Source organism: Nocardioides sp. SRI_004 (assembly GCF_057586415.1).
Genome location: NZ_JBYCZV010000010.1, coordinates 167949 through 186025, shown reverse-complemented (window position 1 = coordinate 186025; position 18077 = coordinate 167949). Strand labels below are relative to the sequence as shown.

The 18077-nt window shown below is 72.3% G+C and carries 20 protein-coding genes and 4 tRNA genes; 15 read left to right on the top strand and 9 right to left on the bottom strand.

Translation table 11 applies throughout. The features are described from left to right. The first annotated feature begins 145 nt into the window (after nt 1–145). From AC2YHB_RS15710 to AC2YHB_RS15695, 4 genes are all read left to right on the top strand, one after another. Entirely contained in the window at nt 146–1558 is a 1413-nt protein-coding gene (locus AC2YHB_RS15710) for an FAD/NAD(P)-binding protein (protein ID WP_487354250.1), read from the top strand. A gap of 33 nt (nt 1559–1591) precedes the next feature. Continuing rightward, entirely contained in the window at nt 1592–3052 is a 1461-nt protein-coding gene (gene purF / locus AC2YHB_RS15705) for an amidophosphoribosyltransferase (RefSeq protein ID WP_242530357.1), read from the top strand. 17 nt (nt 3053–3069) lie between these two features. Then, a complete protein-coding gene (gene purM, locus AC2YHB_RS15700; RefSeq protein WP_036550798.1) occupies nt 3070–4131 on the top strand; it encodes a phosphoribosylformylglycinamidine cyclo-ligase in 1062 nt (353 codons plus the stop codon). 155 nt (nt 4132–4286) lie between these two features. Beyond that, nucleotides 4287–4469 carry a DUF3073 domain-containing protein gene (locus tag AC2YHB_RS15695; protein WP_036550799.1) on the top strand — a complete coding sequence of 61 codons (183 nt, stop codon included), beginning with the start codon at nt 4287–4289 and terminating at the stop codon, nt 4467–4469. A 13-nt stretch (nt 4470–4482) separates the two neighbouring features. On the opposite strand, the gene AC2YHB_RS15690 is transcribed toward AC2YHB_RS15695, so the two are convergent. Further along, nucleotides 4483–5877 carry a hypothetical protein gene (locus tag AC2YHB_RS15690; protein WP_179648083.1) on the bottom strand — a complete coding sequence of 465 codons (1395 nt, stop codon included), beginning with the start codon at nt 5875–5877 and terminating at the stop codon, nt 4483–4485. A gap of 44 nt (nt 5878–5921) precedes the next feature. On the opposite strand from AC2YHB_RS15690, the gene AC2YHB_RS15685 reads away from it, so the two are divergent. Both AC2YHB_RS15685 and AC2YHB_RS15680 read left to right on the top strand, forming a co-directional pair. Beyond that, complete coding sequence (locus tag AC2YHB_RS15685) at nt 5922–7181, top strand: alpha/beta hydrolase domain-containing protein (RefSeq protein WP_487354249.1); 1260 nt, start codon at nt 5922–5924, stop codon at nt 7179–7181. Nucleotides 7182–7198: 17 nt separating this feature from the next. Continuing rightward, complete coding sequence (locus tag AC2YHB_RS15680) at nt 7199–7516, top strand: PLDc N-terminal domain-containing protein (protein ID WP_179648081.1); 318 nt, start codon at nt 7199–7201, stop codon at nt 7514–7516. Here the strand turns inward: AC2YHB_RS15680 and AC2YHB_RS15675 are convergent. Continuing rightward, a complete protein-coding gene (locus AC2YHB_RS15675; RefSeq protein ID WP_487354248.1) occupies nt 7507–8922 on the bottom strand; it encodes a sulfatase-like hydrolase/transferase in 1416 nt (471 codons plus the stop codon). The two genes, AC2YHB_RS15680 and AC2YHB_RS15675, sit on opposite strands and share 10 nt — an antisense overlap. A 153-nt stretch (nt 8923–9075) precedes the next feature. Then, nucleotides 9076–9149, bottom strand: a tRNA-Phe gene (locus AC2YHB_RS15670). A 156-nt stretch (nt 9150–9305) separates the two neighbouring features. On the opposite strand from AC2YHB_RS15670, the gene AC2YHB_RS15665 reads away from it, so the two are divergent. After that, a tRNA-Glu gene (locus AC2YHB_RS15665) sits at nt 9306–9378 on the top strand. A 100-nt stretch (nt 9379–9478) separates the two neighbouring features. Further along, a tRNA-Asp gene (locus AC2YHB_RS15660) sits at nt 9479–9552 on the top strand. Between the two features lie 75 nt (nt 9553–9627). Here AC2YHB_RS15660 and AC2YHB_RS15655 read toward each other — a convergent pair. Continuing rightward, nucleotides 9628–10164, bottom strand: coding sequence for an RDD family protein (locus AC2YHB_RS15655; protein ID WP_487354247.1), 537 nt, complete (start codon nt 10162–10164; stop codon nt 9628–9630). Nucleotides 10165–10215: 51 nt separating this feature from the next. On the opposite strand from AC2YHB_RS15655, the gene AC2YHB_RS15650 reads away from it, so the two are divergent. After that, nucleotides 10216–10581, top strand: a complete 366-nt coding sequence (locus AC2YHB_RS15650) for a metallopeptidase family protein (RefSeq protein WP_207006815.1) — start codon at nt 10216–10218, stop codon at nt 10579–10581. A gap of 11 nt (nt 10582–10592) precedes the next feature. Here the strand turns inward: AC2YHB_RS15650 and AC2YHB_RS15645 are convergent, their stop codons facing one another. Genes AC2YHB_RS15645 through AC2YHB_RS15635 form a run of 3 tightly spaced genes read right to left on the bottom strand, consistent with a single transcriptional unit; the run spans nt 10593 to nt 12312 of the window. Next, complete coding sequence (locus tag AC2YHB_RS15645; protein ID WP_487354246.1) at nt 10593–10919, bottom strand: fluoride efflux transporter FluC; 327 nt, start codon at nt 10917–10919, stop codon at nt 10593–10595. Continuing rightward, on the bottom strand, nt 10916–11308 hold the full coding sequence (locus AC2YHB_RS15640; protein WP_051932964.1) for a fluoride efflux transporter FluC: 393 nt from the start codon (nt 11306–11308) through the stop codon (nt 10916–10918). The genes AC2YHB_RS15645 and AC2YHB_RS15640 overlap by 4 nt, the downstream gene beginning before the upstream one ends. Nucleotides 11309–11331: 23 nt before the next feature. After that, nucleotides 11332–12312: an ATP-binding protein gene (locus AC2YHB_RS15635; protein WP_487354245.1), complete on the bottom strand. Its 981-nt coding sequence runs from the start codon at nt 12310–12312 to the stop codon at nt 11332–11334. A gap of 285 nt (nt 12313–12597) precedes the next feature. Here AC2YHB_RS15635 and AC2YHB_RS15630 point away from each other — a divergent pair, with 285 nt between their 5' ends. Then, nucleotides 12598–14085 (top strand): NAD(P)/FAD-dependent oxidoreductase, encoded by a 1488-nt coding sequence (locus tag AC2YHB_RS15630; RefSeq protein WP_036550833.1) that lies wholly within the window; start codon nt 12598–12600, stop codon nt 14083–14085. Nucleotides 14086–14210: 125 nt separating this feature from the next. On the opposite strand, the gene AC2YHB_RS15625 is transcribed toward AC2YHB_RS15630, so the two are convergent. Then, nucleotides 14211–14846 (bottom strand): PaaI family thioesterase, encoded by a 636-nt coding sequence (locus AC2YHB_RS15625; RefSeq protein ID WP_179648077.1) that lies wholly within the window; start codon nt 14844–14846, stop codon nt 14211–14213. A gap of 86 nt (nt 14847–14932) precedes the next feature. On the opposite strand from AC2YHB_RS15625, the gene AC2YHB_RS15620 reads away from it, so the two are divergent. Continuing rightward, on the top strand, nt 14933–15463 hold the full coding sequence (locus AC2YHB_RS15620; protein ID WP_036551437.1) for a GNAT family N-acetyltransferase: 531 nt from the start codon (nt 14933–14935) through the stop codon (nt 15461–15463). Here the strand turns inward: AC2YHB_RS15620 and AC2YHB_RS15615 are convergent. Continuing rightward, nucleotides 15453–16586: a hypothetical protein gene (locus AC2YHB_RS15615; protein ID WP_487354244.1), complete on the bottom strand. Its 1134-nt coding sequence runs from the start codon at nt 16584–16586 to the stop codon at nt 15453–15455. The two genes, AC2YHB_RS15620 and AC2YHB_RS15615, sit on opposite strands and share 11 nt — an antisense overlap. 183 nt (nt 16587–16769) lie before the next feature. Here AC2YHB_RS15615 and AC2YHB_RS15610 point away from each other — a divergent pair, with 183 nt between their 5' ends. From AC2YHB_RS15610 to AC2YHB_RS15595, 4 genes are all read left to right on the top strand, one after another. After that, nucleotides 16770–17192, top strand: a complete 423-nt coding sequence (locus tag AC2YHB_RS15610; protein ID WP_308645493.1) for a Fur family transcriptional regulator — start codon at nt 16770–16772, stop codon at nt 17190–17192. A gap of 9 nt (nt 17193–17201) precedes the next feature. Then, nucleotides 17202–17274: transfer RNA gene (locus tag AC2YHB_RS15605), tRNA-Lys, on the top strand. A gap of 277 nt (nt 17275–17551) precedes the next feature. Further along, complete coding sequence (locus tag AC2YHB_RS15600; RefSeq protein ID WP_036550836.1) at nt 17552–17755, top strand: cold-shock protein; 204 nt, start codon at nt 17552–17554, stop codon at nt 17753–17755. 160 nt (nt 17756–17915) lie between these two features. Continuing rightward, nucleotides 17916–18071, top strand: coding sequence for a hypothetical protein (locus tag AC2YHB_RS15595; RefSeq protein WP_179648075.1), 156 nt, complete (start codon nt 17916–17918; stop codon nt 18069–18071). The last annotated feature ends 6 nt before the right edge of the window (nt 18072–18077 follow it).

The following is an 18077-nucleotide window of genomic DNA, read 5'->3' as shown; positions in this document are numbered from 1 at the left end:
GTCGACTTGCCGGTCTGGTCCGCCGAGTTGCCGGTTCTGCCTGCGTGGGTCGACAGAACTGGCAACTCAAGCCGCCATATCGGCAAGTCAACGCGCCAAACTGGCAACTCGGCCCAAAGTCAAGTGATTCGCTAGACTCACTCGCATGACGGTGACGGAGGCGGGTACGCCGCAGCCCGGGCAGGTCGGCCAGCGCAACCGGGTGGCGGTGATCGGTGGCGGCGCCAGCGGCGTGCTGACCGCGATCAACCTGCTGGTGCGCTCCGACGACCCGGACCTCGAGGTGGTCATCCACGAGGCCAGCGGCATCGTCGGGCGCGGGATCGCCTACGGCACCAACGACCAACGTCACCTGCTCAACGTCCGGGCGCGGCACATGAGCGCCTTCCCGGACTCGCCGTCCGACCTCCTCGACTGGGCGCTGCGGACCGGCCGCAGCAGCGACCCGCAGGGCTTCCTGCCCCGGGCCGACTACGCGATCTACCTCCAGGACCGGCTGGCCGACGTCGCCGACGACCGGCTCCGGGTGCGTGCCGGCCGGGTGCTCGACGTCGTGCCGACGGAGACCGGCTTCGAGATCGTCACCGAGCGTTCGCGCAGCCAGGCCTCCGCCGTCGTGCTGGCCCACGGCAACCAGCCGCCCCGTCCGCTGGTCGCCTCGACCACGGGCGAGGCCCTCCCTGAGGCGCCGTGGCATGTCGCCAACCCGTGGGAGCTGGCCCGCCTGCGGGCGCTGCCCGCCGATGCCTCCGTCGTGGTCGTCGGCACCGGCCTGACCGCCGTCGACACCGTGATCACGCTGCTCGAGGACGGCCCCGGACGCGAGGTCACCATGCTGAGCCGCAACGGCCTGCTGCCGAAGCCGCACGTCGGCCAGGCGCACACGGCGTGGGTCACGAAGGTCCCCGAGGGGCCCGGCCCGGTGAGCGCCGACGAGATCGCCACGGCGCTGGCCGAGGAGTGCGCGGCCGCCGCCGAGCGCGGCGTGAACTGGCGCGCCGTCGTCGACGGCGTCCGGCCCGCGACCCAGGACCTGTGGCGCCGGCTGCCGCACGCCGAGCGGGTCCGCTTCCTCGAGGTCTACGCCCGGGACTGGGAGGTGCGCCGCCACCGGATGGCGCCCGACGTCGCCCTGCGCCTGCAGCGCTACCGCTACGAGGGCCGCCTCCACGTCCGCGCCAGCAGCATCGCGACGGCCGAGGACCGGGGCGAGCGATGTCGCGTGACGACCACCGACGCCACGTCGTACGACGTCGACGCGGTCGTCAACTGCACCGGCCCCCTCTCCGACGTCCGCCAGAGCGCGGACCCCCTGCTCCAGTCGCTCCTCGCGCGCGGCACGGTCCGTCCCGACCGCCTCGCGCTCGGCCTCGACACGACCGCCGAGGGGCAGGTCGTCGACGCCGCCGGCAACCCGGTCCCGGACCTCCACCTCGTCGGTCCGCCGCGCAAGGGCACGCTGTGGGAGTCGACCGCCATCCCCGAGATCCGCGCCCAGGCCGCGCAGGTCGCCACGGCCGTGGTGGAGCGCTCGTCTCGCCGCAGCCTCGCCAACTGAGGTCTGGGGCCACTTCGCCGGTACGCTGGAGCCGTGTGCGGAGTCTTCGGCGTATGGGCCCCGGGTGAGGACGTCGCCAAGCTGACCTACTTCGGCCTCTACTCCCTGCAGCACCGCGGGCAGGAGTCGGCCGGCATCTCGGTCAGCAACGGGCGCCAGATCCTCGTCTACAAGGACATGGGCCTCGTGTCCCAGGTCTTCGACGAGAACACCCTCGAGTCGTTCGCGGGCCACCTCGCGGTCGGCCACTGCCGCTACTCCACCACCGGTGCGAGCACGTGGCAGAACGCCCAGCCGACCTTCCGGCCCACCGAGGACGGCTCGATCGCGCTCGGCCACAACGGCAACCTGATCAACACCGCCGCCCTCGCGGAGATGGTGCAGGACCTGCCGAGCGACGACGGCGAGCTCGACATCCACGCCCGCAACCTCGAGACGTCGACCAACGACACCAGCCTGGTGACCGCGCTGCTCGCGCACCACCCGGACCAGTCGCTGGAGTCGCGCGCCCTGGAGCTGCTGCCGCAGGTCGAGGGTGCGTTCTCGTTCGTCTTCATGAACGAGAACACCCTGTACGCCGCCCGCGACCCCGAGGGCATCCGCCCGCTGGTGCTCGGCCGCCTCGACCGCGGTTGGGTCGTCGCCAGCGAGGACGCCGCCTTGGCCACCGTCGGTGCCAGCGTGGTCCGCGAGGTCGAGCCGGGCGAGCTCCTCGTCATCGACGAGGACGGCCTGCGCTCCCACAAGTTCGCCGAGCCGCGCCGCAAGGGCTGCGTGTTCGAGTACGTGTACCTCGCCCGTCCCGACGCCACCATCGCCGGCCGCAGCGTCCACGAGGCGCGCGTCGAGATGGGCCGGCAGCTGGCCCGCGAGTTCCCGGTCGACGCCGACCTGGTCATCCCGGTCCCCGAGTCCGGCACGCCCGCTGCCTCCGGCTACGCGCTCGAGAGCGGCATCCCGTTCGGCCAGGGCTTCGTCAAGAACGCGTACGTCGGGCGCACCTTCATCCAGCCCAGCCAGACGCTGCGCCAGCTCGGCATCCGGCTCAAGCTGAACGCGCTGGAGCACATGATCCGCGGCAAGCGGATCGTCGTCGTCGACGACTCGATCGTGCGCGGCAACACCCAGCGCGCCCAGGTCCGGATGCTGCGCGAGGCCGGGGCGACCGAGGTCCACGTGCGGATCTCGAGCCCGCCGGTCAAGTGGCCCTGCTTCTACGGCATCGACTTCGCCACCCGCGCCGAGCTGATCGCCAACGGCCTCGACGTCGACGAGATCGCCGCCAGTGTCGGTGCCGACAGCCTCGGCTACATCTCGCTCGACGGCATGGTCGAGGCGACCGGCCAGCAGCAGAGCACGCTGTGCACCGCCTGCTTCACCGGTGAGTACCCGATCGAGCTGCCCGACGAGAGCCTGCTCGGCAAGCACCTCCTGGAGGCGACGCTCAAGCCGAGCACGCACGGCGAGGCGCTTCCTGTCTTCAACAACCCGTGAGCGAACCAAGGGGAACCGTGGCTGAGAACGCCTATGCCCGTGCCGGCGTCGACATCGAGGCCGCGGACCGCGCCGTCGACCTGATGAAGGAATGGGTCGAGAAGGCCCGCCGGCCCGAGATGCTGGGCGGCCTCGGCGGCTTCGCCGGCCTCTTCGACGCGAGCGCCCTGACGTCGTACAAGCGTCCGCTGCTGGCGACCTCCACCGACGGCGTCGGCACCAAGGTCGCGGTCGCGCAGATGGTCGACAAGCACGACACGATCGGCTTCGACCTCGTCGGCATGGTCGTCGACGACCTCGTCGTCTGCGGCGCCGAGCCGCTCTTCATGACCGACTACATCGCGACCGGCAAGGTCGTGCCCGAGCGGATCGCCGCGATCGTCAAGGGCATCGCGGAGGCGTGCGTCGAGGCCGGCTGCGCGCTGGTCGGCGGGGAGACGGCCGAGCACCCGGGCCTCCTCGCCCCCGACGAGTACGACGTCGCCGGCGCCACTACCGGCGTGGTGGAGGCCGACGCGCTCCTCGGTGCCTCCCTGGTCCGCGAGGGCGACGTCGTGATCGCGATGGCGGCGAGCGGCCTGCACTCCAACGGCTACTCCCTGGCCCGCCACGTGTTCTTCACGCAGGCCGGCTGGACCGTGGACCGGCACGTCGAGGAGTTCGGCCGCACGCTCGGCGAGGAGCTCCTGGAGCCGACCCGGATCTACACCAAGCCGTGCCTGGCGATCGCCCGCGAGACCGAGACCCACGCGATGGCCCACATCACCGGTGGTGGCCTCGCCAACAACCTCGCGCGAGTCATGCCGCCGGAGCTGAAGGCGACCCTGGACCGCTCCACCTGGACCCCGGCGCCCGTCTTCGACGTGGTCCGCCGGGTCGGCGAGGTCGCCCAGCCCGACCTCGAGGCCACCCTCAACTGCGGCGTCGGCATGGTCGCCCTGGTGGCGCCGGACTCCGTCGACGCGGCCCTGGCGCGGCTCGGCGAGTTCGGCATCGACAGCTGGGTCGCGGGCGAGGTCGGGGTCGACCCGGCGCAGCAGGGCACCGTCGAGCTGGTGGGTCAGCACCCCGGCTGGTGACCCCGCTGGTGACCTTCGCCGCACGGCGCGTCCGAACGGGCGCCCTGACGTGCGGGAACAGCCACCGGCCATGTACCGTTGTGCCCACGAGACTCTGATTCAGCAGTCCGGGGCCCGGAGGGTTCCCGGCCAAGTGTGCGAGGGGGCTGGACCCTATGGGCCGCGGCCGAGCGAAAGCCAAGCAGACGAAGGTCGCACGCGACCTGAAGTACCGCACTCACGACACGGACCTCTCGGCCTTGGCCGCTGAGCTCCACGGTGAGCCCGTTGACCGCGTCGAGGACGAGGTCGACGACGAGGTGCTCGACAAGTGGGCGGACTACGACCCGCGCAAGTGATGCGTGGCGGCACTCATCGAGTGCCCCGCAGCACCAGCAGGTCACCGTGGGTCCCGTAGCCCACGAGCGCGCCTCCTGACGGCGTCCCGTCGAAGGTCACCAGCCGCCAGCGGTCTCCCGGCTCGTCGGGGTCCGGCGGCACGATGGTCGGCCACGGGATGTTCGTCGGGTACGGCGCGTCCACGGTGCCGACCTCGCGCATCGACGTGTCGAACACGGGGAACCGCCCGCGCACGGCGCGCCTGTTGTCGCGCCCGTCGCTGGCGAGGACCCGCCACGCGCCGTCCAGGCGCGCCAGCGTGGTGCCCTCGGTCGCCGTACGGTCGGTCGCGGCACCGCGCAGGGTGAGCTCGTCGAGCGACGGTCCGGCCGCGAGCACCGGGTGGAAGTCGAAGAACCGCCGCGCGCTCACGTAGCCGACCAGCCACGAGCCGTCGTCGTCGCGCACCAGGTGCGGGTCCCAGACGCCGACGCTCGGGCCGTCGGTCGGCAGGTCGAGCGCCCGGGTCGTCAGCAGGTGCTGGCCGCGGGTGAGGTCGGCGGTCGTCTCGGCGAGCGTGACCGCGACCCGCGCGTCCGCGCGCGCCCCCGGGTCGGCGGGGAAGTCCGACCACGTGCTGGTGGCGACCAGCCACCGGTCGCCGTCGCGGACCACGTGGGTCGCATGGTCGCCGTAGCCTCCCGGACGGTCGGGTCGTTGGAAGTACAGCTCGGCACCGCGCCGCACCCCCCCTTGTGCGTTGAGAGTCCACGTAGAGGTGTGTGCCGTGCCGAAGAACCCCGGTCCCGCAGCGGTCGCAGAGAGCAGCACCGAGCCGTCGTCCGTGCGGTACGCCGAGCCGTCGGCCCAGGTCACCAGCCTGATGTCGCGCAACCCGAGCTGCCCGAACGTCCCGGCCGTCCAGCCGGTGACGGCGCCGGGCTCCGTGGACGACCACGAGGCCGTCACCCCGGCCAGCCAGCCGGGGTCGCGCACGTCGGGGATCGCGCCCGTGCCGGACGCCGACAGGTCGACCCGCGCCCGGACCACCCAGGCGCCGCCCTCGAGCGTCAGCGCCGAGACGTGCGTGCCGGTCAGCGCGAGCGCGAGGCGGCCGGGGGAGCGGGTCCTGCCGTGGCGCCGGCTGCGGTGGATGCTCTCCCGGTCGCCCGAGCGCACCGTGATGCAGACCCGGCCCTGGTCGATCACCGACGAGAACTGGGAGCCGTCCGGGCCGGCGAGGCTCGCCGCGGTCCCGCCGCCGCGGGACGAGAGCGAAACCTCGACCGCCGCGAACGGCGCCAGCAGGGGCAGCTTCCCGGTGCTCGACTGCTGAGCCGCCGGGTCGTCGTACACCTCGGTGAGGAGCGGGGTCCCGACCACCTCCACCGGGCGGTGGCGGGCGACGATCTCGAACGCGGGCAGCACCCGCGCAGGATCCCATGCAGGCGGCGATGCAGCATGATCTCCCCGTGCCCCGCGTCACCCTCACCCCGCTCACCGGCGGCAACGGTCTCGCCCTGACCTCCGCGCGCCCCGGACCCGACCTCGCGGCCGCCGGCTGGTCGGAGGTCGAGTACGCCGCCAGCGGCACCACTCCCGCCCCGTTCAGCACCCGCGTGGTCCTCCGGCGACCGGAGTCCGCGCCCGCGAGCGGTACCCTCGTCGTGGAGTGGCTCAACGTCAGCTCGGGCGCGGACGCGGCTCCGGACTGGACCTATCTCGCCGACGAGCTCGTGCGGCAGGGGCACGCGTGGGCCGGCGTCTCGGCGCAGTTCAACGGCGTGGAGGGCGGCTCCGCCGTGGTCGCCGTCGAGGGCGCCGCGCTGCAGGGGCTCAAGGGCGTCGACCCGGACCGCTACGGCGGGCTCCACCACCCCGGCGACCTCCACGCGCACGGCATCTTCACGGAGACCGCCCGCGCGGTCGCGGCGCTGGTCGGCGCGGACCAGGTGCTCGCGATCGGGGAGTCCCAGTCGGCGTACCTGCTCACGACGCACGTCAACGAGGTCCACCCGCACGACCGCTTCTTCGACGGCTTCCTCATCCACAGCCGCGGCGACGTCGCGGCACCGGCAGGGAAGGCGGGTTGCGGCATCGACCTGCTGGCCGCCCGCGAGAGCGGCGTCCCGACGCCGATCCGCCGCGACCTCGACGTGCCCGTCATGGTCGTGCAGACCGAGGGCGACCTGCTCGGCCGGATGAACTACCTGCCCGCGCGCCAGCCCGACGGTCCGCTGCTGCGTGTCTGGGAGGTCGCGGGCGCCGCGCACGCCGACCTCTTCCAGATCGGCGAGTTCGAGGCCTTCCTCGGCTGCCCCGACCCGGTCAACCGCGGCCAGCAGGTGTACGTCGTCCGGGCGGCCCTGCGCCACCTGGTGGTCTGGGCGCGCGGTGGCCCGGCGGCGCCGTCCGCGACGCCGATCGAGGTGCGCGACGGCGCGTTCGTCAGGGACGAGGTCGGCAACGTCCGCGGGGGCGTCCGCACGCCGGTCGTCGAGGCGGCCGTGGAGGTGCTGGCCGGCGACGCGCCCGGTGCGTCCGTGATCTGCGGGCTGTTCGGGCGGACCCTGGCCCTGCCGGAGGCCGACCTGCGTCGGCGGTGGGCCTCGCCGGAGGACTACCGGGCGTCGTACACGGCGGCGACGGAGGCGGCGATCGCCGCCGGCTTCGTGCTGGCGGAGGACCGCGCCGCCGTCCTGGCCGAGATGCGTGCCTTCCCGGCCCGCTGAGGAGCAGAATGCGGCTCGTGATCGCGAGCTCCCTCACCCTGCTGGTCCCCGTCGCCGCCGAGGAGCGCGGTGACCGCTCAGGCGACGCCTTCGGCCTCGCCGTCGTCCTCGGGGGGCTGCTGATCGGCCTCGCGGTCGTCGGGCTCTTCGTGCTCTGGCTGGCCGTGCTGGTCCAGGCGCTGCGGATCCCCGACTCCACGTGGGAGGCCGCCGACCAGAGCAAGCTGGTCTACGTGCTGCTGATGGTGCTCCTGGGCCTGCTCGGCACCCTGCTCTACTGGCTGGTCGCCCGCCCCGCGCTGCGCAGGGCGGGCGCCGCCACCGCTCAGGCGTAGGCGAGCAGGGTCGCGTTCACCTTCTCCCACGCGGTCCGCAGCTCGGCGAGGTCCGCCGGTCGCCTGGCGGCCAGGTTGGCCTGCTCCCGTGCGTCCACGCCGAGGTCGTAGAGGTAGTCGGTGCTGCCCGACCGGACGTACTTGAGGTCGCCGCGCCGCAGCGCGCGCCCGTTGCGGGTCCGCCAGAACAGGTCGCGCTCGGGCACCTCCTCGCCCTCGAAGAGGTGCGGCACGAGGCTGGTGCCGTCGAGCGGGTACGCCGCGTCCGGCTCCGCGCCGCCGAGCTCGAGGAAGGTCGCGGTCCAGTCGGTCGTGGAGACGGGGGTGTCGTCGACGGTCCGCTTCGGGAGCCGGCCGGGCCACGACAGGATCGCGGGGATCCGGATGCCGCCCTCGTTGACGCTCGCCTTCACGCCCGTGAAGGGCCAGTTGTAGCTGTACCGCTCGCCGCCGTTGTCGCTGGCGAAGAGCACGACCGTGTCCCGGTCCTGGCCGGTGCGCCGGAGCTCGGCGAGCACCTTGCCGATCGCTCTGTCGAGGTTCTCGACCATCTCCTTGTACTTCTCCAGCGAGCCGCCGTCGTAGTGGAACAGCGCCTGCGGGTTGCCCGCCTTGACCTTCGCGGTGATCTCGTCGCTGACCGCCTTGTCGCCCGGGCCCTCCCACGGCCAGTGCGGCGAGGTGAAGTTGAGGTTGAACAGCCACGGCTCGCGCTGGTCCTTGACCGAGCGCAGCACGCCGATCGCCTTCTCGGTGAGGATGTCGGTGTAGTAGCGCGGGTCCTCGACGAGCTGCTCGCCGTCGTACAGGTCGTAGGCGCCGGTGTGGGCGTACTTGCTGAAGTAGTCGATGCCGCCGGAGTAGTTGCCGTAGAAGCTGTCCCAGCCGGACTTGAGCGGGCCGAAGGTCGGCAGGAAGCCGCCGTGCCACTTGCCGACCATGTGGGTGGAGTAGCCGGCGCCCTTGAGCAGCGAGGCGAGCGTCGGGTGCTCCGGCGGGATGCCGTCGCGGTCGTTGACCTGGCCGATCGGCTCCTGCAGGCCGCCGGGGATCCGGCCCGGGTGGCGGCCGGTGTAGAGCGCGATCCGGGTCGGCGAGCAGACCGCGCCGGCCGAGTAGCCCTGCGTGAAGCGCACGCCGGTCGCGGCCAGGGCGTCGAGGTTCGGGGTCTTGATGTCCGGCGAGCCGTAGACGCTCAGGTCGGCGGCGCCGAGGTCGTCGGCGAGGATGACGAGGAAGTTCGGCCGCGGCCGGGGACCCTTGCGGGCGATGGCCTGGAACGGCTGCTCGGCGTGGGCGGTCTCGCTGGTCGCGCTCACCACGGCAGCGGCGCCGAGCGCGCCGACGGCAGCGCCGGCGAGCCCGCGACGCGACAGGCCGGCAGGACGGGGGGACGGGTCCGGCATGGGTGCATCTCCTTGTTAGTCGATCAAGACGATCGAGATAATAGGGATGCCGACTGTGAGCGCGCACAGTCCGTCCAAGGGGCGGCGAGCCGGCGTCCGGCCGGGAATGCCGAAGGGCCCCGCAGCACTGCTGCGGGGCCCTTCGGTTGCGCGTGGCCAGGGGCGGGGTCGAACCGCCGACCTACCGATTTTCAGTCGGTCGCTCGTACCAACTGAGCTACCTGGCCGGGCAGTCGCACACCTTACCGGAGGGACTCGGAAGTCACGAAAGCGGCGGCACCTCGTGGACGGCAGGTGTCCCGCGGGCCCGTGTGGATGGGCGTGTGCCGGGACTCGCGCACTATGCTGACCGAGCCGTTGCGGGCCTCGTCCCGCAGCGGAGGGCCCCCATCGTCTAGCGGCCCAGGACACCGCCCTTTCACGGCGGGTACGCCGGTTCGAATCCGGTTGGGGGTGCGGGTCGTGCGCCGGGTTCGCTCCCGATTGGGAGCCGGGGACGGCCATGGGTTAGAGTTCCATCCGCTTCGCCGCGCAGGAAACTGCACGGAGAGCACCTGGCCCCGTAGCGCAGTTGGTTAGCGCGCCGCCCTGTCACGGCGGAGGCCGCGGGTTCGAGTCCCGTCGGGGTCGCAGAAGAGAGGAACCGCTCCGGATCACCGGAGCGGTTCTTGTCGTTTTCGCCCGTTCTGCGCCGGGCCGCCGTGCTCAGCCGAGGCGGCGGTGCGGGTCGTGCACGATGACCGTGCCGCCGACGCGGTCGGCCAACGTGCGGTGCAGCGGCTCGTCGCTGAGGAACATCACGAACGACACGATGCTCGAGATGCCGCAGGTGATCATCGAGATCAGCCAGTCGAGCCCGTTGCGCGCGGCCATGTCGCCCCACCCGGCCACGCCGCGCCGCTCCGGCTTCCACGCCCGCATGCCGAGCACCTGCAGCGCCGGGCTGGTGCCTTTGCCCCACACGATCGCGCCCCAGACCAGGTAGCCGATGCCGCAGGTGAGCAGCGCGAGCGGGATCGCGAGGAAGTACGCGCCGACCCGGCGCCCCTGCGAGGCGATGACCACGCCGTCGGGCAGGCCCAGCTGGGCGCCGGCCTGCCACGGGCCCGCCGGCGGCCCGTAGCCGTAACCGGGCTGTCCGTAACCGGGCTGTCCGTAGGCGGGCTGGCCGTACGCGGGTTGTCCGTAGCCGGGCTGGTTCGGGTAGCCGGGATACTCCGCCGGGGGCTCGTAGGACGACATGGCACGCATCCTGCCAGCGCGCGGGTCGCGTCGTTGGCGCGGTCGGCGAGAATGGCGCGCGTGCCGGTCGAGATGAGCCCCGAGGAGTTCGACGCCATCGTCGACGCCGCCCTCGACGAGATCCCCGAGGAGCTGGCCCGGCTGGTCCACAACGTCGTCGTCCTCGTGGAGGACGAGCCGCCGGAGGGCGAGCCCGACGACCTCCTCGGCCTGTACGACGGCGTGGCGCTCACCGAGCGCGAGGGCGGCCTGCTCCCGCAGCTGCCCGATCGGATCTTCCTGTTCCGCGGCCCGCTGCTCGACATGTGCGAGGACGTCGAGGAGCTCACCGAGGAGATCCGGATCACCGTCGTCCACGAGGTCGCCCACCACTTCGGCATCGACGACGACCGCCTGCACGACCTCGGCTACGCCTGACGAGCTGCGGACTACCCCGCGAGGGTGAATCCGAGCGTGGCGGCACCGAGGCCCAGCGCGATCGTCCCGACGAGGTACGCCGCCCCGCGCGCCGGACCCAGGTCGCGGGACTGCACCATCAGCGAGGAGTACGTCGACAGGCCGCCGCAGAACCCGGTGCCGACCAGCGCGAGGGCGCTGCCGTGCAGGGCCCAGCCCGCGCAGGCTCCGAGCAGGAGGCTGGCCACGGTGTTGGCCGCCAGGGTCCCGTGGTGCCACCGGTCGTCGTACCGCTGGCCGAGCGCGTAGCGCAGCGCCGAGCCGAGAGCGCCGCCCAGCGCGACCAGGAGCGCCGTCACAGCTCGTCCTCCGCCGGCAGTGACGGGGCGAGCCCACCCACGACGACCACGGCGACCAGCCCGGCGGCGAGGGTGCCGACGACATAGGCCGCGGCCAGCCCAGTGCGGCCGTCGGCGAGCAGCGAGCGCGCCTGCTCCGACGTGGCCGAGAACGTGGTGAAGCCGCCGAGCACCCCGGGGCCGAGCGCGGCGGCCCAGACCGGCGAGCGGCGGGCCACCGGCAGCAGGAGCAGGCCCGCGAGCAGCGCCGACCCGACGACGTTGATCGCGAAGGTGGTCCACGGGAACCCGGCCCCGTCGGGCTGGGCCTGCGTGGCGGCGTACCGGACGACGGCTCCGCAGGCTCCGCCCGCGGCCACGGCGAGGAAGTGCCGCGGTCCCGGGGTCATGGGCCGAGGCTAGTGCCGCGGCGTCAGAGTGCGCGGGACGGGGCGCCGGACCCGGCGCCGCCCTGCCAAGCCACCGGGGGGGCCCCGGCCGACTGCCGCCGGAACTCACCGAGGAACCAGATCTGGAAGGCGCGCTGCTCGGCGCCGCGGGGCGCCGTCAACAGGCGCTGGGCGCGGCTGAACTCGTCGGCCGCGTCGAGCAGGTCGATCAGGCCACCGATCTGGCGCGCCGTCTCGCGCGGCATCCGCAGGCGCAGGTCGACGCTGTTGCGGCCCTCGCCGCTGGCCTCGTCGACCTGCTCGCGGCCCATGTTGGAGCGCAGCGGCCGCTCGAGCGCGTCGAAGTGCTCGGAGAGGACCTTGGCCAGCGGGTAGTCGTCCTCGTGGGCGAGGGCGAGCAGCCGGATCTCACGGCGCAGGTCGCGGTAGTGGCGCTGGAAGCGGCCGAAGGCGACGACCGGCACGCCGTTGATCTGGACCGCGACCTCGCCGACGCGGGTGTGGTCCTCCGCGAACGGGCTGCTGGCGTAGGTGATCTGGATGTCGGTGCCACCGGTCTCGGAGAGCTCCGTGGCCGGCTCGAACCAGACCGCCTTGCCCTCGTCGTCGATCTCGGCGCCCCACACGAACGAGGCGCGGGCGACGATGTCGAGGCCGCGGCCGACAGTGGTCAGCGCGGCGAGCTGCTCCTCGTCGAGGGCGTCGAAGGCGTCGAGGTCGAAGGCGTCGATGTCGAAGCCGCCCGCCTGCGTGACCGGCTGCGGCGGGATCGTGGAGCCGTCGTGGACCTCGAAGCGGGGGTGCTCGGCGGTCCCGCTCAGCTGCATCCGCACGGGCTGCTCGCCGTGCAGCACGGCGTTGGTGACCAGCTCGGAGATCGCCAGCTCGGCGCAGTCGACCAGGTCCTCGCGACCGATCTCGCGGCAGGTGGCGACGACCCAGCGGCGTGCGTCGTGCACGCTGCGCGGCCCGGGGGCCAGCTCCAGGGTCTGCCGGTGCTGCACGGAGGAACCTTTCGCGGTGTCAGTGCCCGAGGGGTGGTGGTCGACGGTGAGGCCTGATCCCGAGTGCGATACCCGGTTGAACTCGCAACCAAACCAACAGATCCGAGCTGATTTGGTGACGGTCGTGAAGGGCTCACCAAGGAGTGTGACCGACCAGACCGTCGTCGCGGGTTGGGACCCGCGGAGAGGAAGCGGGAGAATGGGTACCGAGCGGCACCGAGGCCGCTCGCGAAGCACCCCCGTGGACGGCCGTCGACATCCGTCCACGCCGTCCAGGAGGAAGTCATGGCAGCAGGCGACACCCAGCCGGAGCAGTCCGACCGCGTGATCGTCCCCCGGTCCGACAAGCACCAGGTGGTGGTCATCGGCTCCGGGTTCGGTGGCCTGTTCGGCACCAAGGCGCTGCGCCACGCCGACGTCGACGTCACGATGATCGCGAAGACGACGCACCACCTCTTCCAGCCGCTGCTCTACCAGGTGGCGACCGGCATCCTCTCCGAGGGCGAGATCGCGCCCCCGACCCGCGAGGTGCTCGCCAACCAGAAGAACGCCCAGGTCCTGCTGGGCGAGGTCACGGCGATCGACCTGGAGAACCGCCAGATCACCTCGCACGTGCTCGGACGCGAGCTCGTGACGCCGTACGACTCGCTCATCGTCGCCGCGGGAGCCGGCCAGTCGTACTTCGGCAACGACCACTTCGCCGAGTTCGCCCCCGGCATGAAGAGCATCGACGACGCCCTCGAGCTGCGGGGCCGCATCTTCGGCGCCTTCGAGATGGCCGAGCTCGGTGCGGCCCGCGGTGAGAACGTCGACCACCTGCTGACCTTCGTGGTCGTCGGTGCCGGCCCGACCGGTGTCGAGATGGCCGGCCAGATCGCCGAGCTCGCCCACCGCACGCTGACCCGCGACTTCCGGGCCATCAGCAGCCGTCAGGCCCGCGTCATCCTCGTCGACGCCGCGCCGCAGGTGCTGCCGCCGTTCGGCGCGAAGCTCGGCAAGTGGACCCAGGAGAAGCTGGAGAAGCTCGGCGTCGAGGTCATGCTCGGTGCGCTGGTGTCCGAGGTCGACGAGCGTGGCCTGACCGTGAAGTACAAGGACGGCAGCTCCGAGCGGATCGAGGCCGTCGCCAAGGTGTGGGCCGCCGGTGTCCAGGCCAACCCGCTCGGCCAGCAGCTCGCCGCCCAGACCGGCGCCCCGCTCGACCGCGCCGGCCGGATCGGCGTCAACCCCGACCTGACGCTGCCGGGCTACCCCGAGGTCTTCGTCGTCGGCGACATGATCTCCCTCGACAACCTGCCGGGTGTCGCGCAGGTCGCGATCCAGGGCGCCAAGTACGCCGCGAAGGAGATCGACGGCCGCCTCAAGGGCAAGCCCGCGCAGCCGCCATTCAAGTACTTCGACAAGGGCTCGATGGCGATCATCAGCCGCTTCCGCGCCGTGGCGATGGTCGGCAAGCTCCGCCTCACCGGCGTGATCGCCTGGCTGATGTGGCTCGTCGTCCACCTCTTCTACATCACCGGCTTCAAGAACCGGGTCACCGCGGTGATCCGGTGGGCCGTCTCCTTCCTCGGCAAGGGCCGCTCCGAGCGGACCTCGACCGAGCAGCAGATCTTCGCGCGGGTCGCGCTCCAGCGGCTCGCCCGTGGCGCGACCGACCTGGTCTCCGAGCCCGGTGAGTACGCCGACGCCGAGCGTCGCCGCGCCGAGCTCGAGGCGCAGGCGGCCGAGGAGGCCCGGCTCAGCGACGAGAACAAGCGCGGGGTCAAGGTCTGAGCCTGCGGGCGCCTGTGACCGCGGGGTCGAAACCCGCGGCTGCTGCATGAATCCCCGGTCGACCGGGGATTCCTGCACTTGTCAGGCGTTGCAACGCCTGACAAGTGCAGGAACAGCCTGACAAGTCAGGCGAGCTGCTCCCGGATCGCCCGGGGCAGGATGAACACGCCCTCGGCCTCCGCGGTGACGCCGTCGGGCCCGATCATCTGCGCCTTCGCCCAGGTCTTGATCCCGTCCTCGCGCTCGACCCACGCCTCGACGCGCAGGTCGCCGAGCGGGGTGCCCTGCCGGTAGACGATCGTGAGCGTCCCGGTCATGCCGGGGCGCCCCTTCGCGCCGACGGCATGGCCGAGCACCTGGTCGAGGATGAGCGCCACGACGCCGCCGTGGACGAGCCCCGGCGGGCCCTCGTACGCGGGACCGCAGTGGAAGTCGCTCTCCGAGCGGCCCTCGGGGACGCTGTGGACCTGCAGCGGGGGAGCGATCGGGTTCCGCAGCCCGATGACGGGGTTGCCCCACGGGCGCCGACGCCCGGCCGGCAGGTGCTCCTGGCCGAGGGTCTGCGTGCGTCGTACCTTGCGCAGGCGGGCGACGGCGGCCTCGACGTCGGCGGTCGCGGCCGCGACCTCCTCGGGGTCGACGTCCGACATGACGCACAGGTCGACGAGCTCGCGGGCCGCCTCGGCCAGCGGACCCCAGATGGCCGTCTCGTGCTCGACGACGTGGTCGGGGGTCTCGTCAGGCGGGAACGGCCAGTTCATGGCACTCAGGGTAGAACACGTTCTTGTTCTGGGTGGGCCGGAATCCCGTTCGCCGGGACCGCCCGGCCGATGGTGGGATGGGTGCCATGACGGCACTCGTGGACCCCGACACCGCCCGCTGGCAGAGCTGGGCCGCCATGGTCGAGGACTTCGGCGGTACGACGGAGATGCACGGCTCCGGCCACTGGTTCCTCGAGGGCGACCCGGTGCCGACCGAGGCGGGCTGCGCCGCGTTCGTCCTGATGACCGAGCTCACCGCGCCCGGCGACCTCGACGGGACCCGGGTGCCGTCGTCGTACTTCTGGATCACCGACGGGGACGGCGGGCCGGACGACGAGGTGGTCGGCTTCCTCAACCTGCGCCACGTGCTCAACGACTTCCTCCTCGAGGAGGGTGGCCACATCGGCTACTCGATCCGGCCGGCCGCCCGTCGCCGCGGCCACGCCTCGGCCGCGTTGGCCCTGGCGGTCGCCGCTGCCGCCCGCCTCGGCATCGACCGCGTGCTGGTGACCTGCGAGGACGACAACGACGCGTCCCGGCGCACGATCGAGGCCAACGGCGGCGTCCTCGAGGACGTGCGCAACGGCAAGCGGCGCTACTGGATCGCTACGGCGTGACCCCGGCGTACTCGTCGGACACCTCGGGGTCGGACCACCCCGGACGCAGCTCGGGGCGGAGTCGGTAGAGCGCGCTGGTGAACCAGTGCGGGTCGACCATGCCGGCGTTGACGACGACCAGTGGCAGGCCGGGGCGCTCGAAGAGGACGGTCCAGCGACGGTCGCCGGGCTCGCCGACGATCGCGATCACGGTGTGCCCGCCGCTGATGTCGACGCGCTGCGCGTGCCCGGCCCGCGTCACGATGAGCTGACCGCGCTGGATGGCCAGCTTCGTCGTCACGCAGCTCGCCCGGACAGCCCACACGACGAGCGTGAGGAAGGCCAGCACGCCGGCGATCCCGATCGCGGCGATGCTGCGGTCCTTGTTGGCGAAGTACGACGCCGCGCCGGTGGCGAGCAGCGCGCCGAGGAGCACGAAGCCGAGGAACCTGCGGATGCCGCTGCGGACGGGGAACTCGACGTCGGTGGTGGCCTCGATCGCCTGGCGGTGCTCCTCGGGCTCGGTCCAGCGGCCGCGGCGCACCGGCTGCTCCTGGCGCGGCGGCGGCGTCGGCGCGCTCCGCGTCGAGGGCTGGTACGACGACCGGGCGGCCGGAGCGCTGACCCGGACCGTGCTCGACGGGCGGGTCACCGTGGTGCGCGGCGGCTCGGGGGCAGCGGGCACGGGGGGAGTCGCCGGCTTCGCGCGGTCGCGGCGCTGCTTGCGGGCCGGCGGCTGGTCGGTGCCGAGGGCGTCGACGACCGAGCGGCCGGCCGCGGTGGCATCGGTCGGCGTGGCGGAGGGGGCCGGCGTGGGCGGGCTCGGCGGGCTCGCGCCGAGGGCGTCGAGCACGGAGCGGCCGGCGTCGCGGCTGTCGGGGCGCGGGCCGTCGGCCCGGCGGCGTACGGCAAGCGCGTCGACCACCTCGGCGGGCGGGTCCGCCTGCTCCTCGGGCTCCGCCTCGGCGACGGGGGAGGGGGTCGGGCGTGAGGGTCCGGGGTCGCGCGGGACGTCGGTGCCGAGGGTGCCGAGGGTGCCGCGGGGTGCGGCGATGACGCGCGCGTCCTTGGCGTAGGTGGCGCGCTTCGCCAGCCAGGCCCGGATGGTCTCCGTGTCCGGCCCGAACTCGTCGTTGCTCCCCATGGGCAGAGTCCTCCCTTTCCCTCTCCCGCGCTCGAGCGTACTCCGGCGCCCGGTCCTGCGTCCCCGGTTGCCCGTCCCCGGTTCGATGGTTCGTTCGGGCCAGTGGGCACCACCCGGACGGACCGTGCGCGACGCGGTAGATTGAGAGTGATTCCCAAACTTCCGGCTCCCAGAGGAGGGCGCGTGACCGACACCGACGAGCGACCGACCGCGCTGCGGCCGACCCGTCAGCGGATCGCGATCACCGCGGCGCTGCGCGAGTCCGTCGACTTCCAGAGCGCGCAGGAGGTCCACGACGCCGTCCGCCAGTCGGGGGAGAAGGTCGGCCTGGCCACCGTCTACCGCACCCTCCAGGCCATGGCGGACTCCGGCGAGGTCGACGTCCGGCACAGTCCGGCCGGCGAGGCGACGTACCGCCGCTGCAGCACCTCGCACCACCACCACCTGGTGTGCCGCTCCTGCGGGCGCACCGTCGAGATCACCGGCTCGGCGGTCGAGAGGTGGGCGCACGCGGTCGCCGACGAGCACGGCTTCACCGACGTCGCGCACACCGTCGAGCTGGTCGGCCTGTGCGCCGACTGCAGCGCCGCGAAGGCGGGGAACTAGAGTTCCCCCGGGCCGTTAGCTCAGTTGGTAGAGCACCGGACTTTTAATCCGAGGGTCGTCGGTTCGAGCCCGACACGGCCTACCCCGTCCCTTGTTTCCGCCGTCGTCACGGCTGCGTAGCAGAACCTTCATCGCAGATCGCGAGATCGATGCAGCGGGAGACTTCCGTTGTCTGCGCGGATTGGTAATGTCGTGTTTGCAGCGGATGCAGTTTCGGAAGGTTCAACGCCTGCGGAGATTGTGGCCGACGGCGATTCTGGTTTGTGGTGTCCATCACGGGTCGGAGCGACGTGTCATTCCATCTGCTGTGGGTCGCCGAGGTGGCGGCTCTCGCCCCGACACAAGGAGTAACGAGCACAATGGCTCAGGGCACCGTGAAGTGGTTCAGCGCCGAGAAGGGCTTCGGCTTCATCGAGCAGGAGGGTGGCGGCGACGACGTCTTCGTCCACTACTCGGCGATCCAGACCAACGGCTACAAGTCGCTGGAGGACAACCAGAAGGTCGAGTTCGACGTCACCCAGGGCCCGAAGGGCCCGCAGGCGGAGAACGTTCGTCCCCTCTGATCCAGGCCCAGCCTGATCGAGGAGACCCTCGTCTTCACGTGGAGCCCCGCCGGTCGGCGGGGCTCCACGAATTTTTGCTGAACTTTGAGGTTTAGGGGTTGGTCGAGGGGGGAAGATGGGATCAGTTGACCGTTCCGGTCTGGGCCCGAGGGAGGAACTGATGGCTGATCAGTTCGACGTGACCCTCGAGGACCGCGACCTCCTGGTCGAGGTCGAGCTGACCACCAACCTCATCATCGCGGCCAGCGCCTCCGACGAGCGGCTCCCGCTCGACGAGATCGATCGCATCCTGGGCGTCTCGCGCCCGCCCGCCTGACGTCGC

Bases quoted from the DNA above. Each gene is read 5' to 3' on its own strand.
- AC2YHB_RS15625 (WP_179648077.1), bottom strand. From the start codon at position 14,846: ATGAACTGGCCGTTCCCGCCTGACGAGACCCCCGACCACGTCGTCGAG.
- AC2YHB_RS15650 (WP_207006815.1), top strand. From the start codon at position 10,216: ATGGCGCGCGTGCCGGTCGAGATGAGCCCCGAGGAGTTCGACGCCATC.
- AC2YHB_RS15630 (WP_036550833.1), top strand. From the start codon at position 12,598: ATGGCAGCAGGCGACACCCAGCCGGAGCAGTCCGACCGCGTGATCGTC.
- AC2YHB_RS15620 (WP_036551437.1), top strand. From the start codon at position 14,933: ATGACGGCACTCGTGGACCCCGACACCGCCCGCTGGCAGAGCTGGGCC.
- AC2YHB_RS15675 (WP_487354248.1), bottom strand. From the start codon at position 8,922: ATGCCGGACCCGTCCCCCCGTCCTGCCGGCCTGTCGCGTCGCGGGCTC.
- AC2YHB_RS15655 (WP_487354247.1), bottom strand. From the start codon at position 10,164: ATGTCGTCCTACGAGCCCCCGGCGGAGTATCCCGGCTACCCGAACCAG.
- AC2YHB_RS15640 (WP_051932964.1), bottom strand. From the start codon at position 11,308: ATGACCCCGGGACCGCGGCACTTCCTCGCCGTGGCCGCGGGCGGAGCC.
- AC2YHB_RS15595 (WP_179648075.1), top strand. From the start codon at position 17,916: ATGGCTGATCAGTTCGACGTGACCCTCGAGGACCGCGACCTCCTGGTC.
- AC2YHB_RS15695 (WP_036550799.1), top strand. From the start codon at position 4,287: ATGGGCCGCGGCCGAGCGAAAGCCAAGCAGACGAAGGTCGCACGCGAC.
- AC2YHB_RS15710 (WP_487354250.1), top strand. From the start codon at position 146: ATGACGGTGACGGAGGCGGGTACGCCGCAGCCCGGGCAGGTCGGCCAG.
- AC2YHB_RS15600 (WP_036550836.1), top strand. From the start codon at position 17,552: ATGGCTCAGGGCACCGTGAAGTGGTTCAGCGCCGAGAAGGGCTTCGGC.
- AC2YHB_RS15615 (WP_487354244.1), bottom strand. From the start codon at position 16,586: ATGGGGAGCAACGACGAGTTCGGGCCGGACACGGAGACCATCCGGGCC.